Consider the following 16,009-nt stretch of genomic DNA (forward strand, 5'->3'; position numbering starts at 1 on the left):
CGGGCCGGCTCGCCCGGCCGGAGCGGGAACAATGGTGGCATGTCGTACGACGCCGTTGTGCTGATCTCGTTCGGTGGCCCGGAACGGCCGGAGGACGTCCTGCCGTTTCTGGCCAACGTCACCCGGGGGCGGAACGTGCCACCGGACCGGCTGGCCGAGGTCGCCGAGCACTACCAGCACTTCGGCGGCGTGTCGCCGATCAACCAGCAGTGCCGGGACCTGCTCGCCGCGATCCGGGCCGACTTCGCCGCGCACGGGCTCGACCTGCCGGTCTACTGGGGCAACCGCAACTGGCACCCGATGCTCGCCGACACCGTGGCCGAGCTGCGCAACGACGGGATCCGTTCCGCTCTGGGCTTCGTGACCAGCGCGTACGGCGGCTACTCCTCCTGTCGGCAATACCTGGAGGACATCGTGGCGGCCCGGGCGGCGGTGGGGCCGGACGCGCCGAGGATCGACAAGCTGCGGCAGTACTGGGACCATCCCGGGTTCGTCGAGCCGCACGCCGACGCGGTGGCCACCGCGCTGGCCACCCTCGACCCGGCCCGTCGGGAGAGCACCCGGCTGGTCTTCACCGCCCACTCGATCCCGGTCTCGATGGCCGCCTCCGCCGGCCCGCAGGGCGGCCGGTACGAAGCCCAGCTCCGCGAGACCGCCGCGCTGGTGGCCGAGCGGGCCGCCCCCGGCCTGGCGTACGACCTGGTCTGGCAGAGCCGCTCCGGCCCGCCCCAGGTGCCGTGGCTGGAGCCGGACGTCAACGACCACCTGCGGGCGCTGGCGGCCGACGGGGTCAGCTCGGTGGTGGTCAGCCCGATCGGCTTCGTCTCCGACCACCTGGAGGTGGTCTGGGACCTGGACACCGAGGCGGCGGCGACCGCCAAGCAGCTCGGCCTCGACTTCGTCCGGGCCGCCACCCCGGGCACCGACCGGCGGTTCGTGGCGATGGTCCGGGAACTGGTGACTGAGCGGCTTAACCCGGCCGACACGGCGGCGCGACGCCGGCTGGGTACGCTGCCCGCCTGGGACACCTGTCCGGCCGGCTGCTGCCAGCCGGCCCGGCGCCCGTGACCCCGCCCGGTAGGAGAGTCATGAACGAGAGCAGCGGAGTGCCGGCATGACCGACAGGAAGCCGGTGGAGAGCTGGCTCACCGACATGGACGGGGTGCTGGTGCACGAGGGGCAGCCGGTGCCCGGCGCGCCCGAGTTCGTCCGCGCGCTGCGCGCCTCGGGCAAGCCGTTCCTGATCCTGACCAACAACTCGATCTACACCGCCCGGGACCTACAGGCCCGGCTCAACCGGATGGGCTTCGACGTCCCCGAACACGCCATCTGGACCGCCGCGCTGGCCACCGCGCAGTTCCTGGCCGACCAGCGCCCGGGCGGTACTGCGTACGTGATCGGCGAGGCCGGGCTGACCACCGCGATGCACGCCGTCGGGTACGTGCTGACCGACTTCGCACCCGACTACGTGGTGCTGGGCGAGACCCGGACGTACAGCTTCGAGGCGATCACCAAGGCGGTCCGGCTGATCGACGGCGGGGCGAGGTTCATCTGCACCAACCCGGACCCGACCGGCCCGTCCGCCGAGGGTGCCCTGCCGGCCGCCGGATCGGTGGCGGCGATGATCTCGAAGGCGACCGGGGTGGAGCCGTACTTCGTCGGCAAGCCGAACCCGATGATGATGCGGTCGGCGCTGAACACCATCGACGCGCACTCCGAGACGACCGCGATGATCGGTGACCGGATGGACACCGACATCCTCTGCGGGCTGGAGGCCGGCCTGCAGACCGTGCTGGTGCTGACCGGGATCAGCACCCGGGCCGAGGCCGAGCGCTACCCGTACCTGCCGTCCCGGATCGTCTCCTCGGTCGTCGACCTGATCGACGAGATCTGAGTCGGGCACCGGCCACCGCGCGGCGGCCGGTGCCGGCGGACACCGGGCCCGGTCAGCCGGCCGCTCCGACCCCTGCCTCGGTGCGGGTGGCGGAGGCGTCGCCGGGGGCGGCCGGCTCGTCGCCGACCGGGCGGCCGGGTGCGTCGCTCCGGGCCGGGGGCGGTCCGGGCCGCTGGGCGGGCAGGGCCACACCCTCGGCCGTCGGCCGGCCGGACCAGCGGGCCGGAAGTGCCGCCACGATGGCGTACCCGAGCGCGGCGGCGACCGGGAACCAGACCGGGATCATCAGCCGCTCGTACTCGGTGTCGACCGGTTTCGCGGCGAGCATGGCCAGCCCGGTCAGCCCGGTACCCAGCCACAGGAAGGTGAGGTGCCGGGTCCGGGTCGCGAAGATCAGCGTGGCCAGTACCACCGCGATCAGCGGGAACGGGGAGAGCACCATGTGTTGCAGGGTGCCGGGCCACCATTCGAGGTTCTTCTCCCACAGCCAGGTGTACGGCTCCGGGGTGTCCGGGACGCTGAAGTGGTTGGTGGCGTAGTCCTGGATGGCCTCGGTCAGCGACGGCAGCTTCAGGGCCGCGCTGACCGCGAACCAGCCGACCAGGGTGGCCAGGCCGAGCCCGCCGGTGAGCAGCGCACCGCGCCGGTTCGGGAACCTGGTCAGCAGCGCGCAGCCGCTCGCGGCCAGCAGCACCAGGGCCATCGCCACCCCGTTCGCCGACTTGGTGACGAAGGTCCAGCCGAAGCCGGCGAGCGCGATCGGCAGGCCGCTGAACCGGTTCCGCCAGAGCAGCATCGCGCCGATCAGCACGGCGAGACAGCCGGCCAGCATCGCGCCGTCGGCGAGCATCCGGGTTATCCAGTACCCGGTCGGCAGCAGGTAGACCAGGGCGGCCGCGGCGACGCCGACCAGGCGTATTCCGAAGGCGAGCCAGACGGCCAGATAGCTGAGCAGGCCGACGGCGACGGCGATGACGAGTGTCGCGATGGCCATGCCCTGCCAGGCGCCGAAGATCTTCACGAAAGGCGTTGCGAACAGCGGATATCCCGGCCGGCTGTCGAAAATTGCGATGTACCGGGGAGAAATGCCCTGTTGGGGATATCCGTTACGACAGGCCGGGCGCATATTCAGGTCTTTGGCCGAACGGTTGATGTCGCGACACACCTGAAAGGACGACCGGGCGGACGCGGTCGCCGGATCGGTGCCGGCGAAGATCTGCGCCTGCCGCATGTACCAGTAACTGTCGCCGGAGGAGGCGATCCGGCGCGGGTCCTCGTAGCGGGCCATGCAGAGCGCTCCGGCAATGGCTATCACCAGCATCACCCAGGTCAGCTCGACCAGGGTGCGACGGTTGAACCACCGGCGTCGGGACGCGGGAGGACTCGCGGAAGAGGTGTTCGCGAGATCGGTCGTATTCGGGGTGCCGCCCATGAAACGAGGACCCTACCGCACCTTTACGACCGGAATCCTGCCCCCGCCGCCCCGGCGGTGGACGGTCGGACGAATTGGTCGGCGGGATTTCGCGATCGGGTCGGTAGCGGTGCATTCCCCAACGGTCGTCGTTCGCGAGGACCGGTTTCGACGGATGTGTTCGGGCAGCTCCGGCAAGCGAATGCGCCGGTGTCGGGGTACCCCGGGATGCCGGCTGGCCGACCCCGGGGGACGGCGGCGCGGGTCAGGCCGAGAGCGGGGCGTTGCAGGCCGCCACGACCGCCCGCCGGCAGGCGGCGGTGAGCGGGCGGAGGGCGGCGTCGCGCTGCTGGGCCTCGTAACCGTTGACCGAACCGCCCGGAGCGGCGTGCTCGGCCAGCGCCAGCACCTGGTCCAGCACGCTGGCCCGGGCGAACAGCCGGCGGGAGCGCGGATCGAAGCCGGGCGGCAGGTCCATTCCGTTGTCCGGGCGGCGCAGCGCGGCGAGCGCACCGGCCAGCTCGGGGCGCCACTGCGCGACGTCGAGCCGGGTCAGCGCCGCGGTCGCCTCGGCGAGGGTCACCGCCAGCTCGGCCTCGGCCTCGGCCGCGCCGGGACTGCCGAGCGAGGCGGCCGGAGCGGTCTCCGGCAGCGGATAGACCCGCCACAGCACCGTCTCGAACGTCACGCCGGACCCGCTGGTGTGCGTGCGTACCTCGGGAATCACGCCCAGGCCACGGGCCACCACCGCCTCGCCGGCCAGCAGGGCCGCCGAGGCGAACGGGCCCGGACCGGGCAGCCCGCGTGGATCGCCCGGGGCGGGCAGCACCAGCCGGATCTCGTCGGGGGAGAGCTTGGAGAAGGCGCAGAGCGCGTCGCGCAGCGGTATGTCGGTCCAGGCGCCGGGGGCGTCGGCGACGAGGTGCTCCTCGCCACCGGCGATCTCGTCGGCGATCTCGTCGTAGGGCACCAGCCCGGCACGCCATGCGCGTACCCAGGCCACGAAGCGGCTGGACCGGCGCGCCACGAGAGTCGCCGCGCCCGTTGCGGGGGACATGCGGCTAGGGTACGTGCTTCCCGCGCCGGCTGTCTCGGGTGCCGGCCCGGCGGCGCGTCAACCCCGCTCGGCGGCCGACGCCGGCTAGCGTCGCCTCCCATGGGGAGGATGTACGGCGACGACGTGCTCGCCGGGGACTGGCGGCGGCGCAGGGTGGTGCCCGAGGTGCCGGCCGAGGCCGATCTGGTGCTGGAGGACGCCGACTCGGGGTTTTGCGGCGCGGTGGTGGGTTTCGAGTCCGGTGCGGTGGTGTTGGAGGACCGGCACGGCCGGCGCCGGAACTTCCCGCTGCTGCCGGCGGCGTTCCTGCTCGACGGGCAACCGGTGACGCTGCGCCGGCCGGCACCGTCGGCGGCACCGGCGCCGCGCCGGCGGACCGCCTCCGGATCGGTGGCGGTGGCCGGGGTACCCGCCCAGGTGGCCAAGGCCAGCCGGATCTGGGTGGAGGGCGTGCACGACGCGGCGCTGGTGGAGCGGATCTGGGGCGACGACCTGCGGATCGAGGGCGTGGTGGTGGAGCCGCTGGACGGCATCGACGAACTCGCGCAACGGGTCCGTGAGTTCGGCCCCGGTCCCGGACGACGGTTGGGCGTACTCGTCGACCACCTGGTGCCCGGCTCGAAGGAGAGCCGGATCGTCGCGGCGGTCACCTCGCCGAACGTGCTGGTCACCGGCCACCCGTACGTCGACGTGTGGCAGGCGGTGAAGCCGTCGGCGCTCGGCATCCGGGCGTGGCCGGTGGTGCCGCCGGGACGGCCGTGGAAGGAGGGCGTCTGTGCCGCCCTCGGGGTGGCCGAGCCGGCCGAGATGTGGCGGCGCATCCTCGCCCGGGTCGACAGCTTCCACGACGTGGAGACACCCCTGATCAACGCGATGGAACGGCTCATCGACTTCGTCACGGTCCCGTCCGCGCCCTGAAACGGGTCCCGTCCGCGCCGTGAAACCGGTGGTGCGGCCGGGGTGCGGGTCAGCCGAGGTCGTCGGGGTCGCGGGTGAAGACGAAGGTGGCGATCTCCAGGGCGGTGGCCGCGCCGGCCGGGTCGCGCCGGACGGTGAGGATCTCGCCGTCGTTCATGCCGGAGCGGCCCCGCCAGCGGCCGGTGGCGTCCCGGCCGAACCGCCAGTGCGGGACGGCCCCGGCCGGCAACTGGGTGAAAACCAGTTCCTCGGCGCTCGGGTGCCAGGAGACTTGGAACTCGCGCCCCATCCACCACCAGCGGCCGGTCAACTCGGCGATCCGTGCCTCCGGCGGCGCGGTCGCCGGACGCCAGGGCCGAACCGGCCGGGGTACGGCGTCGAGCACCGTACCGAGCACCTGCCGGCCGAGCAGCGGCAGCGATCCGAGGCGCAGCCCGTACGCGTTGGCGAAGCCGACCACGCCGGTGCCGGACGGCCGGTGCACCGAGACCGTGGCCACGTAGCCGGGCATCGAGCCGCCGTGCCCGGCGTACACCCGGTCGCCGACCCGGTGCAGTTCCACGCCGAGCCCGTAGCCGGCGGTCCAGGAGTCCGGGTCGGCCATCGCCACCGGAACGCACATTTCGGCCAGGGTGTCCGGGGCGAGGATCTCCGGATCCGGGGCGGCGAGGAAGCCGCCCCAGCGGGCCAGGTCGGCCAGGCTGGCCCAGAGCTGCCCGGCCGGCGCCATCGCCCCGGTGTCGGTACGCGGCTCCTCGCGCAGCGTGTCGTGCCAGGGATGTACCACGTAGCCTCGGGCGTACGGCTCGGCCGGCTGGTAGGAGGTGCGCACCATCCCCAGTGGATCGAGCAGCCGGGACCGGACGAGTTTCCACCACGTCTCGCCGGTGACCCGTTCCAGTACCGCCCCGAGCAGCCCGTACGCGAGGTTGGAGTAGTGGAAGGTGCGGTGTGCCGGAAAGGCCAGTTTGTCGCTGGTCAGACCGGCCAGCAGGGTCTCCAGGTCGGCACCGGCGGAGCGTTCCCACCACTCGCCGTCCGGTTCGCGTTGCAGGCCGGCGGCGTGGCCGAGGAGTTGACGCAGCCGGACGGCGCCGAGCGGGTTGCCGGGCAGGTGTCGGTCCAGCGGGTCGTCCAGGTCGAGCAGCCCCTCGTCACGCTGGCGGAGCAGCAGTACCGCGGTCATCGTCTTGGTGATCGAGCCGATCCGGTACTGGATGTCCGGATCCGGCGACGGGGTCTCGCCGGCCGTGGCGACGTGCACGAGCCCGCCCTCCGAAGCCGTGCCGGCGGCGGTCGGGGCCCGGAACACCCCGAGGATCAGCGACGGCGCCCGGCCGGTGGCCTGGGTCTCGGCGACGAGCGCGTCGATCCGGCGGGCGGTCTCCGGCGGTAGGCCGGTCTCCGGCGACAGGGTGGCCACGGGGCTGCCTCCTCGGCTCGGGTACGGGAACCGGACTGAATTATCCGAACCGGACCGTCGGGGCGGAACCGGGCCGGAGCGCGGCGCCGGACGGGCGGATTCGCCCGTTCCTGGCATACGAGATCTTATGTGCGTCGATCGCGAGTTCGCCGGTAGAGCGTGAGCGTGCCAGGATCGATGTGTGGAGCCGCTCCTGTGGATCGTATTGGGCGTCGTGCTGGTGGTCGCGGAGATCTTTACGACGACCCTCTTCCTCGTCATGTTCGGGGTCGGGGCGTTCGCCGCGGCCGGTGCGGCCGCCCTCGGCGCGCCGTTCGCCCTCCAGGCGGTGGTCTTCGCCGCCGTCTCGGCGTTGACCCTGGTCTTTGCCCGCCCGGTCATCCAACGACACCGCCAGTCCGCGCTGGCCGGCGACGAGCAGCCGTTCGGCGTGCAGGCGATTGCCGGGAGCACCGCGCTGGTGCTCGAACGGGTGGACGCCAACAGCGGAGTGGTGAAGATCGATGGTGAGATCTGGACCGCCCGTTCCTACGATGCGACCCAGGTGTTCGCCCCCGGCGACCGGGTGCGGGTGATCGAGGTCAAGGGCGTGACCGCGCTGGTGTGGCACGAAGATTTCGCTTCCGATGAGCAGCCCGATACAAAGAGGTGAGCGGTGTGGATACTGTGATGGGCATATTGTTGGCCGCCGTGGCCCTGATCGTGGTGGTCACGCTGATTCGGGCGGTGCGGATCGTCCCGCAGCAGCGTCAGGACGTGGTCGAGCGGCTCGGGAAGTACAAGCGCACGCTCCATCCCGGCCTCAACCTTCTGGTCCCGTTCGTCGACGCGGTACGCACCAAGGTCGACATGCGGGAGCAGGTGGTCAGCTTCCCGCCCCAGCCCGTGATCACCTCGGACAACCTGGTCGTCTCGATCGACACCGTGCTCTACTTCAAGGTCGTCGACTCGGTGAAGGCCACCTACGAGATCTCGAACTTCCTCCAGGCGATCGAGCAGTTGACGGTCACCACCCTGCGTAACGTCATCGGTTCGCTCGACCTGGAGCGGGCGCTGACCAGCCGCGAGGAGATCAACCGGCACCTCTCCGGGGTGCTGGACGAGACGACCGGACGCTGGGGCATCAAGGTGACCCGGGTGGAGATCAAGGCCATCGAGCCGCCGCCGAGCATCCGGGACTCGATGGAGAAGCAGATGCGCGCCGAGCGGGACCGCCGGGCCGCGATCCTCAACGCCGAGGGACACAAGCAGTCGCAGATCCTCTCCGCCGAGGGTGAGAAGCAGGCCGCGGTGCTCCGCGCCGACGGTGACCGGCAGGCCCGGATCCTCCAGGCGGAGGGACAGGCCAAGGCGATCCGTACGGTCTTCGACGCGATCCACCAGGCGAACCCGAGCCAGAAGGTGCTGGCCTACCAGTACCTCCAGGCGCTGCCGCAGATCGCCAACGGGACCGCCAACAAGGTCTGGATCGTGCCCGCCGAGCTGAACAAGGCGCTCGAAGGGCTCGGCGGCGCGCTGGGCGGACTCAGCCAGATGGTCGGCGACGAGCCCCGGGCGAACGTCGACTCCGGCGCGGTCGAGCGCGAGGCGGCGGAGGCGGCCCAGGCCGCCGCGGCGGCGGCCCAGGAGGTCAACGCCGAGGTACGCGCCGCGGAGGCGCAGGTGACGTCGCGGCCCGCGCAGGGGCTGCCGGCGCCGGAGCCGGTCCCGCCGGCCAGCCTGCTCGGCGACTCCGATGTGGACAGGCAGCCCGAACGGGGCTGACCGGGTTCCAGGTCCTGGAGCGAAGGAACACCGGCCGCCGTCGGGCATTCCGCCCGGCGGCGGCTCGGCCTATTCCGGCAAAGCGTCCGCGCGGCGCCCCGGCACCTGACACGATCGGTCTAGCGACTGGCGTGCAGGAGCGGGGCGTCGAAGCGGATCGCGTCCGCGCCGCCCGCGCAGTGTTGAGCGAGGTGACGCGCGTGATCCACCCCTCGAAATCGGAAAACCACCCCTCGAACCCCAAGCGTGATCCCGCGCCTCCCGATGCCCGGACGGTGCCGAAGCGGACAGCCGGCACCGGACCGGGCACCGTGGCTCCGGCCTCCGGACGCTGGCCGTACGGCGGCCTGGCCTTCCTGCCGTTCGTGGTGGAGCGAGGCGGCGACGAACCGGCCAGCGACGCGAGCTGGGCCTGGTCGTTGCGCCGGATGGCCCGGCTCGCCGTCTGGTCACTGCCCGGTTACGCCATTGTGTACGGTTCGGTGACCCTGGTCGGTGCCGGTGACGCGCCGTTCCTCACCCAGCAGCGTCCGGCGCACCTGCTCGGCTGGATCGGTGCGCTCTGGCTCGGCCTGCTCGGGCTGATGGCGCTGGCCAGCCTGCTGGTCAGCACCCGCACCCGGGGCACCGGCACGGCCGGCCTGCTGGTCGCGGTCGCCGGCACGATGCTGGTACTCCCGTTCGGCGGTCTGCCCGACCCGACGGCGACGTTCGGCAGGGCCGGTCAGGTCATCGCCGTCTGCGGCGGGCTGCTCTACTCCCTCGGCTGGTGGCTGGCCGGGCTGGCGCTGTACCGCTCCGGGGTGTTCAGCCGGTCCGACGGCGTACTGCTGATGATCGCGGCGCCGCTGCTCGGCGTCGGCGGGATGCTGGCGTCGGCGCTGCACGCCCTCGGCGCGATGTTGGTGCTCGCCGCCGGGATCGGGATCGCCTGGCGGGCCCGGCGGCTGGTGCCGCCGGTCGGCCGGGCCGCGCTGACCCGCCCCGGTACGGCCGGTGCGGTGGCGGCCCGGGTCTCCGGCGGCGGCCTCGGCGTCACACCGGCGGGTGGCGGGCTCGGCCCCGCCACGACCGGCCCCGCCCCGTCCTGATCAACCCACCCACCCCGGGTCCGGTCCCGGGCGGACTGTCCGCTTCGTCCTGGGTGGAGCTATCCGGCCGGTTCGCTGGCCGGGGTGCCGTCCGGCTCGGCCAGCAGCTCCGCCAGCCGGCGGAAGACCATGCCGCGCCAACCACCGTCCATGATGGCGAAGGCGCGCTGCTGGATCGGGTCGTCGGGGTCGAACCCGGCATGTTCGACGAAGAGCCGGGTGCCCCGCCCCTCGGCGGCCAGCGTCCAGGTGACGGTGGTGTCCAGGTGTCCGCCGGTCCAGGAGAGCCGGAGCAGCGACTCCGGCTCGACGTCGAGCACCTCGCCGTGCACCACGCCGTCGAATTCCTGGTCCGGCCGGGCCATGGTCTGGAAGGTGAACCGGTGTCCCGGCACCGCCTTGAAGTCGTTCGGCATGAACCACCGGGCCAGCAGCTCGGGCTCGGTGAGCGCGCGCCAGACCCGACCGGGTGGATGCGCGAGATACTGGTCGGCCCGGATCACGCCGCGTTCGGTCATCGTCGTTTCCCCTCCTGCTCGCCGGAAGCCCGGCTCTGTTCGGTGGTGGTGGCCCCGGCCTGCCCCGGGCCGTCGGCACCCTCCTCGACGCCCATCGCGTCGAGGAGATCGCGCAGCCCGGTGAGCTTCTGCCGCCAGAACCGCTCGTACGGCGTCAGCCACTCGGCCACGTCCCGCAGCGGCTCCGGCCGCAGCGAATAGAGCCGTTGCCGGCCCGACCGGCGCTCGACCACCAGGCCGGCGTCCCTGAGCACCCGCAGGTGCTCCGAGAGACTCGGCCGGCGCATGTCGAAGTGCTCGGCCAGCTCCTGCACCGGCCGCTCGCCCCGGTCGAGCAGCAGGCCGAGCAGTTGCCGCCGGGTCGGGTTGGCGACCGCGGTGAAGACGTCGATCTCAGCCACGGCGGGCCTGCCTGACAGTCATGCGGCAACAATAGGTAGGCGACGTCCTACCAGTCAAGGGTAGGAAATCTCCTACCTGTCGGGGTCGGCCGAACGGCGGCCCGGGGACGGGGAAGAATCGGCGCCGTGTCCGACGCGCCGACGACCCTGCACGCCGAAGTGATCACCGATCCGGAGGACCCCCGGATCGCCGACTACCGGGCGCTCACCGACGTCGAGCTGCGTACCCGGTGGGAGCCGCCGAACGGGCTCTTCATCGCCGAGGGCGAACTCGTACTCCGCCGGGCGCTCCGGGCCGGCTACCGGCCGCGCTCCTACCTGGTCGACGCGAAACGGGTCGACCAGCTCGGTGACCTGGCAACCGGCGACGCACCCGTCTACGCGGCCAGCCCGGCCGTGCTGGAGCGGGCCACCGGCTTCCACGTGCACCGGGGCGTACTCGGCTCGTTCCACCGGCGGGAGCTGCCGACCGTCGCGGAGGTGCTCCGGGACGCCCGCCGGGTGGTGGTGCTGGAGGACGTCAACAACCACACCAACGTCGGGGCGATCTTCCGGGGCGCCGCCGCGCTCGGCGTCGACGCGGTGCTGCTCTCGCCCACCTGCGCCGACCCGCTCTACCGGCGCAGCGTACGGGTCAGCATGGGGGAGGTCTTCGCGGTGCCGTACGCCAAGCTCGAACGCTGGCCGGCGGGCCTGGACGAGGTACGCGAGGCCGGCTTCACCGTGCTCGCCATGACGCCGGCCCCGGACGCCGTACCGATCCAGCGGCTCACCCCGGCCCAGCGTGCGCGGGCGGCGCTGCTCCTCGGGGCCGAAGGCCCCGGCCTCACCCCGGCGGCGCAGGCGGCCAGCGACGTCCGGGTGGTCGTCCCGATGCGGCGCGGAGTGGACTCGCTGAACGTGGCCGCCGCGGCCGCGGTCGCCTTCTGGGAGCTGGGTCGCGACGATCCGCTCTGAGGCCCGCGACGGCGGGCGGCCGGCGGGGCGACGAGACGTACGACACCCGGTCGCCCGACGAAACGGAGCATAGTATGCGCAGTCGTGACCATCTCCCCTGACCAGCGCCTCCATCCCTTCCGGGTCGACGTTCCGCAGGCAGATCTCGACGACCTGTACGAGAGGCTCGATCGCACCCGGTGGCCCGACCAGCTGCCCGGGGTGGGCTGGGAGTACGGCGTCCCGCGCGACTACCTGACGGACCTGGTGCGGTACTGGCGGCACGAGTACGACTGGCGCGGCGCGGAGGCCAGGCTCAACGAGTGGCCACAGTTCGTCACCACGATCGACGGGGCCGACATCCACCTCGCGCACCTCCGGTCTCCGGAGCCGGGCGCGACGCCGCTGCTCATCACGCACGGCTGGCCGGGCTCGATCGTGGAGTTCACCGAGATCGCCGGGCCGCTGACCGATCCGCGGGCCCACGGCGGCGACCCGTCCGACGCCTTCCACCTGGTCATGCCGAGCATCCCGGGGTTCGGCTTCTCCGGGCCGACCCGGGAGCCCGGATGGGAGTTCCGGCGGATGGCCGCCGCATTCGCCGAACTGATGCGGCGGCTCGGCTATCAGCGGTACGGCGTGCAGGGCGGCGACTGGGGCTCGGTCATCTCCCGTGAAATCGGACGTACCGCGACCGAACACGTCATCGGCGTACACCTGAACCTGCTGCCGGGCTCGGCCGTGACCGAGGAACCGGACGCCGACCTGCTCGGCACGCTGAGCCCGGCGGAACGGGAGCGGACGCTGGCCTCGTGGCGGCGGACCCAACGGTGGGACCGGGACAGCGGCGGCTATGCGGCCATCCAGTCCACCCGGCCGCAGACGCTCGCCTACGGCCTGACCGACTCCCCGGTCGGGCAGTTGGCCTGGATCGCGGAGAAGTTCAAGGAGTGGACGGACTCGTCCACCCGGCCGGAGGACGCCGTGAGCCGCGACCACCTGCTCACCAACGTCATGCTCTACTGGCTCACCGGAACGGCCGGCTCGTCCGCCCGCATCTACTACGAACGGGCGCATGCCGCCTACTGGGGTTCGCCGCCGGAGCCGTCGGCCGCACCGACCGCGCTGGCCGCCTTCCCCCGGGACAACTTCATTCCCCTGCGGCACATCGCCGAACGGACCAACAACATCGTGCGATGGACGGAGTTCGACCGGGGCGGGCACTTCGCCGCGATGGAGACGCCGGACCTGCTGGTCGACGACATCCGGGCGTTCTTCCGGCAGCTCCGCGCGGAAACGTCCGCCTGATCCGCCCGGCCCGGTCGGCAGCCCGCCCTCCCCGGCGCCGTAGCCGCCGCCCGACCGGGGGCGGCGCGGGCGCCGGGCCGACCCGCGCCGGGCGGTACCGTCGAGCGCGTGTTTCCTACCGTGCGTGAGGTGCTGGCCCTGGACCCGGTCCGGCACGGCGGCCCCCGGGTGGTCGCCGGTACGGCCGGGCTGGACCGGCCCGTACGGTGGGTGCACGCCGCCGAGGTGCCGGACATCGCCTCCCTGCTCAGCGGGGGAGAACTCGTGCTCACCACCGGCATCGGCCTGCCCGGCGACGACCCCGGGCTGCGCGCCTTCATCGGCGAGCTGGCCGACGTCGGGGTCTCCGGACTCGTGGTCGAACTCGGCCGGCGCTATCCGGCGGCGGTCCCCCGGGCGATGGTCGCCGCCGCCGAGCGCCGCAACCTGCCGCTGGTCGAACTCTGCCGGGTGACGCCGTTCGTCCGGATCACCGAGGCGGTGCACGGGTTGATCGTCGACGCCCAGCTCACCGAGCTGCGGGCGACCGAGGAGATCCACCAGCGCTTCACCGAGCTTTCCGTCGAGGGCGCCGAGCCGGCCGAGGTGCTCAGGCAGGCCGCCGTACTGGCCGGCTGTCCGGTGATCCTCGAGAACCTCTCCCGGCAGGTGCTGGCGTACGACCCGGCGGGGGAGAGCGCCGAACTGCTGCTGCGGGGCTGGGAGCAGCACTCCCGGCGGATCCGCCCGACCGGCCGCACCGGCTACGACCCGGACGCCGGCTGGCTCTGCACCACGGTCGGCGCCCGGGGGCAGGACTGGGGGCGGCTGCTGCTGCGCTGGCCGAGCGGCGAGCTGTCGGCCACCGCGCCGGGCAGTCCACCGACCCGGTTGACGATCCTGATCGAGCGGGCCGCCTCCACCCTGGCGCTGGGCCGGCTGATCCGGCGGGACGCCGAGGGGCTGGAACGGCAGATCCACCGCACCCTGCTCACCGCGCTGCTCGACCACACCCGGCCGGTGGACGAGGTGGCGCTGCGGGCCCGCGCCCTCGGGGTACCGCTGGACCGCCGGCATCTGGTCGGGGTGGTGGTCCGGTACCGCGCCGACGAGGCGGGCGCGGGCGCGGGCGCGGCGGCGGGCGGCCCGGCCGGCCAGGCCCGGCTGCGGGACCTGGCCGAGGCGGTCAGCCAGGCGCTCCGGGACGCCGACCTGAGCGGGCTGGCCAGCACCGTGGACGACCAGGCGGTCGGTGCCGTGCTGGCGCTGCGGGACGCCGGGGAGGAGGAGCCCGCCCTGGCCGCCTTCGCGGCGGCCCTGGACCGGGTACGCCTGGACGCCGGCCCGACCGCCGGGCGGGCGTACGGGGCGCCGGGCGCGGTGATCGTGGCGGCCGGCTCGGGCGTCGGCACCGTACGGGAGGCCCGGCGCTCGCTGATCGAGGCCCGGCAGGTCGCCGACGCCGCCCGTCGGGGTCGACGGGACCTGCCGGTCTACCGGCTGCCCCAGGTCGGGCTGGCCGGGCTGCTGCACCTGCTCCGGGACGAGCCGAGGCTGCAGACCTTCGTCGAACGCGAACTCGGGCCGCTGCTGACCCACGACGCCGAGCACCCCCGTGAGCAGTTGCTCGGCACCCTGCGCGGCTATCTGGCCAGCGGCCGGAACAAGTCGGCCGCCGCCGCGGCGGCGCACCTGTCCCGGCCGGCGTTCTACGAGCGGCTGGCCCGGATCTCCCGGATCCTCCGGGTCGACCTGGACTCGGTCGACGACTGCCTGTCGCTGCACGTCGCCCTGCTCGCCCTGGACGCCGTCCGGGACGGCTGACCGGCCAGGTCGCCCCGGCTCAGGAGATCGCGGTCAGCGCCTTGGCGTACGTCGGCGGGACGAAGTGCGGGCCGGCCGGGGTGAAGACGTCGGTGGCGTTCGCGGCCGTCCAGGCTTCGGCCGGTACGGCGTCGAGCAGCGTACGGACCACGGCGGCGTCCCGCCAGTCCGGGTGCTCGGCGACCAGGCCGAGCGCCACCACCGACTCCTCGACCTCGCCGACGCACTCGAACGGCTTGTGCGCGTCGATGCCGAGCAGTTCGAGATAGCCGGGCGCCTGGGCCGGGTCGGCGAGCAGGTCGGCGCCGAAGATCTGCACCAGTCGGGCCCGGGGCATGAACGGGGCCAGGGCCAGGAAGATGAACCGGCACTTCGGGCAGTTTCCGCACCACCGGTCGCTCGGGTCGCTCAGCTTGAACGCGGCGTTGCAGCTCGTCACCACGTCGTCGTAGCGGCTGAACTGGGCGAAGAGCCGGGCGATGTGCAGTTCGGAGAGCTGGCGCAGCAGCGAGAAGTACGGCTCGGTCAGCCCGGCGTGCCCGGCCAGCGCCGCCCGGAGCAGCCCCTCCGCCTCGACCCCCTTGGACCACTGGTGGTTGACCTCGACGCCGTGCCAGACGAGGTTCGGGTCGGAGGCCGAGCGCTCGTTCGACATCACCACCGGACCGAGCCCGTGCAGTACGGCGGTGCCGACCGCGATCAGCGAGTTGATCGCGGTGACCGGGATGTGCCCGTTGCGGGCCCCGGCCGCGTTCAGTTCGATCAGCGCCGGGTCGAGCCGGCGCCGGGCGGCCAGCGGGGTGAGCCCGGACGCCTCGTTGACGCTGACGATGATGTGGTTGGGGTTGACCGAGAAGGGGACGGGGTCGAAGCCGGCCCGGCGCAGCGCCTCCAGGCTGACGATCGAGTCCTTGCCGCCACCCACCGTGGAGAGCGGCCGGCGGTCCGAGTTGTCCCACCAGGTCGGCTCGGTGACCCGGCCCGGCGGCAGCTCGGGGGTCAGCTCCAGCACGTGCGGCAGGTCGTTGCGGTAGGCGTACTCGGCGAGGCCGGCGGTGTAGACGGCGGTGACCAGCGCGGCGGCCTCGGCGCCCAGCGGCGCCGGCAGGACCAGCCGGGGCGGTGCGGCGGCCTTGTAGTAGCTCACCCCGGCGACCAGGTGCAGCAGCTCCAGCACCCGGCCGAAGGTGGCCAGGGTCTCCGGCGTCGGCGGCGTCTCCGGCTCGGGGAAGGTGATCAGCTCGGTGAACCGCAGCTCGCCGTCCGGGCCGGTCAGCGCGTATTCGAGGGCGGCCTGGCCGGTGGCCGGGTCGAAGGAGTGGGCCGGAAAGGAGAAGGCGTCCATCCGCCGGAGCTGTCCGTTGGGCACAGGCAATAGTAATCAACTCTCAGTTGACAGCATCTCAAGAGTAATCAACTCTCAGTTGACGGCATGTCAATGTCCGGGCGCCGTTGCCCGACAGGGTGGCAGTTGCCGGGTGTCCC

The 16,009-nt window shown here is 72.8% G+C and carries 15 protein-coding genes; 9 read left to right on the forward strand and 6 right to left on the reverse strand.

What is annotated here, in order from left to right; all coding sequences use genetic code 11:
* Positions 1–39: 39 nt before the first annotated feature.
* Both C6361_RS25015 and C6361_RS25020 read left to right on the forward strand, forming a co-directional pair.
* Positions 40–1,068: a ferrochelatase gene (locus C6361_RS25015; RefSeq protein WP_107269183.1), complete on the forward strand. Its 1,029-nt coding sequence runs from the start codon at positions 40–42 to the stop codon at positions 1,066–1,068.
* A gap of 46 nt (positions 1,069–1,114) precedes the next feature.
* Complete coding sequence (locus C6361_RS25020; RefSeq protein ID WP_107269184.1) at positions 1,115–1,894, forward strand: HAD-IIA family hydrolase; 780 nt, start codon at positions 1,115–1,117, stop codon at positions 1,892–1,894.
* Between the two features lie 52 nt (positions 1,895–1,946).
* On the opposite strand, the gene C6361_RS25025 is transcribed toward C6361_RS25020, so the two are convergent.
* On the reverse strand, positions 1,947–3,326 hold the full coding sequence (locus C6361_RS25025) for a hypothetical protein (RefSeq protein ID WP_159079467.1): 1,380 nt from the start codon (positions 3,324–3,326) through the stop codon (positions 1,947–1,949).
* A 244-nt stretch (positions 3,327–3,570) separates the two neighbouring features.
* Complete coding sequence (locus C6361_RS25030) at positions 3,571–4,362, reverse strand: hypothetical protein (RefSeq protein WP_107262995.1); 792 nt, start codon at positions 4,360–4,362, stop codon at positions 3,571–3,573.
* A gap of 99 nt (positions 4,363–4,461) precedes the next feature.
* Between C6361_RS25030 and C6361_RS25035 the strand changes: the two genes are divergently transcribed.
* Positions 4,462–5,280 carry a DUF3097 domain-containing protein gene (locus C6361_RS25035; RefSeq protein ID WP_107269186.1) on the forward strand — a complete coding sequence of 273 codons (819 nt, stop codon included), beginning with the start codon at positions 4,462–4,464 and terminating at the stop codon, positions 5,278–5,280.
* A gap of 49 nt (positions 5,281–5,329) precedes the next feature.
* On the opposite strand, the gene C6361_RS25040 is transcribed toward C6361_RS25035, so the two are convergent.
* Positions 5,330–6,694 (reverse strand): serine hydrolase domain-containing protein, encoded by a 1,365-nt coding sequence (locus tag C6361_RS25040; RefSeq protein WP_369931450.1) that lies wholly within the window; start codon positions 6,692–6,694, stop codon positions 5,330–5,332.
* A gap of 190 nt (positions 6,695–6,884) precedes the next feature.
* Here C6361_RS25040 and C6361_RS25045 point away from each other — a divergent pair, with 190 nt between their 5' ends.
* From C6361_RS25045 to C6361_RS25055, 3 genes are all read left to right on the forward strand, one after another.
* Entirely contained in the window at positions 6,885–7,355 is a 471-nt protein-coding gene (locus tag C6361_RS25045) for an NfeD family protein (protein WP_107262992.1), read from the forward strand.
* 5 nt (positions 7,356–7,360) lie between these two features.
* A complete protein-coding gene (locus C6361_RS25050; protein WP_107264480.1) occupies positions 7,361–8,467 on the forward strand; it encodes an SPFH domain-containing protein in 1,107 nt (368 codons plus the stop codon).
* Positions 8,468–8,742: 275 nt separating this feature from the next.
* Entirely contained in the window at positions 8,743–9,558 is an 816-nt protein-coding gene (locus C6361_RS25055; RefSeq protein ID WP_107269188.1) for a hypothetical protein, read from the forward strand.
* Between the two features lie 59 nt (positions 9,559–9,617).
* Here C6361_RS25055 and C6361_RS25060 read toward each other — a convergent pair whose 3' ends face one another.
* Both C6361_RS25060 and C6361_RS25065 read right to left on the reverse strand, forming a co-directional pair.
* The gene (locus tag C6361_RS25060) at positions 9,618–10,076 is read right to left on the reverse strand and encodes an SRPBCC domain-containing protein (protein ID WP_107262990.1); all 459 of its coding nucleotides are present in this window, start codon (positions 10,074–10,076) and stop codon (positions 9,618–9,620) included.
* On the reverse strand, positions 10,073–10,477 hold the full coding sequence (locus tag C6361_RS25065; protein WP_199853073.1) for a helix-turn-helix transcriptional regulator: 405 nt from the start codon (positions 10,475–10,477) through the stop codon (positions 10,073–10,075). Before C6361_RS25065 ends, C6361_RS25060 begins: the two co-directional genes overlap by 4 nt.
* A 117-nt stretch (positions 10,478–10,594) precedes the next feature.
* Here C6361_RS25065 and C6361_RS25070 point away from each other — a divergent pair, with 117 nt between their 5' ends.
* The 3 genes from C6361_RS25070 to C6361_RS25080 all read left to right on the forward strand — a co-directional run bounded on the left by C6361_RS25070 (position 10,595) and on the right by C6361_RS25080 (position 14,524).
* Positions 10,595–11,434, forward strand: a complete 840-nt coding sequence (locus C6361_RS25070) for a TrmH family RNA methyltransferase (RefSeq protein ID WP_369931451.1) — start codon at positions 10,595–10,597, stop codon at positions 11,432–11,434.
* A 90-nt stretch (positions 11,435–11,524) separates the two neighbouring features.
* Positions 11,525–12,721, forward strand: a complete 1,197-nt coding sequence (locus tag C6361_RS25075) for an epoxide hydrolase family protein (RefSeq protein ID WP_199853552.1) — start codon at positions 11,525–11,527, stop codon at positions 12,719–12,721.
* Between the two features lie 108 nt (positions 12,722–12,829).
* Positions 12,830–14,524, forward strand: a complete 1,695-nt coding sequence (locus tag C6361_RS25080) for a PucR family transcriptional regulator ligand-binding domain-containing protein (RefSeq protein ID WP_107269190.1) — start codon at positions 12,830–12,832, stop codon at positions 14,522–14,524.
* Between the two features lie 19 nt (positions 14,525–14,543).
* Here the strand turns inward: C6361_RS25080 and C6361_RS25085 are convergent, their stop codons facing one another.
* A complete protein-coding gene (locus tag C6361_RS25085; RefSeq protein ID WP_107269191.1) occupies positions 14,544–15,893 on the reverse strand; it encodes a hypothetical protein in 1,350 nt (449 codons plus the stop codon).
* Between the last annotated feature and the right edge of the window lie 116 nt (positions 15,894–16,009).

It is taken from the genome of Plantactinospora sp. BC1, assembly GCF_003030345.1.
Taxonomy (GTDB): Bacteria; Actinomycetota; Actinomycetes; order Mycobacteriales; family Micromonosporaceae; genus Plantactinospora.

Excerpts from the sequence above, each read along its gene's own strand:
- C6361_RS25015 (WP_107269183.1), top strand. The coding sequence starts at position 40 with ATGTCGTACGACGCCGTTGTGCTGATCTCGTTCGGTGGCCCGGAACGG.
- C6361_RS25020 (WP_107269184.1), top strand. The coding sequence starts at position 1,115 with ATGACCGACAGGAAGCCGGTGGAGAGCTGGCTCACCGACATGGACGGG.
- C6361_RS25025 (WP_159079467.1), bottom strand. The coding sequence starts at position 3,326 with ATGGGCGGCACCCCGAATACGACCGATCTCGCGAACACCTCTTCCGCG.
- C6361_RS25030 (WP_107262995.1), bottom strand. The coding sequence starts at position 4,362 with ATGTCCCCCGCAACGGGCGCGGCGACTCTCGTGGCGCGCCGGTCCAGC.
- C6361_RS25035 (WP_107269186.1), top strand. The coding sequence starts at position 4,462 with ATGGGGAGGATGTACGGCGACGACGTGCTCGCCGGGGACTGGCGGCGG.
- C6361_RS25060 (WP_107262990.1), bottom strand. The coding sequence starts at position 10,076 with ATGACCGAACGCGGCGTGATCCGGGCCGACCAGTATCTCGCGCATCCA.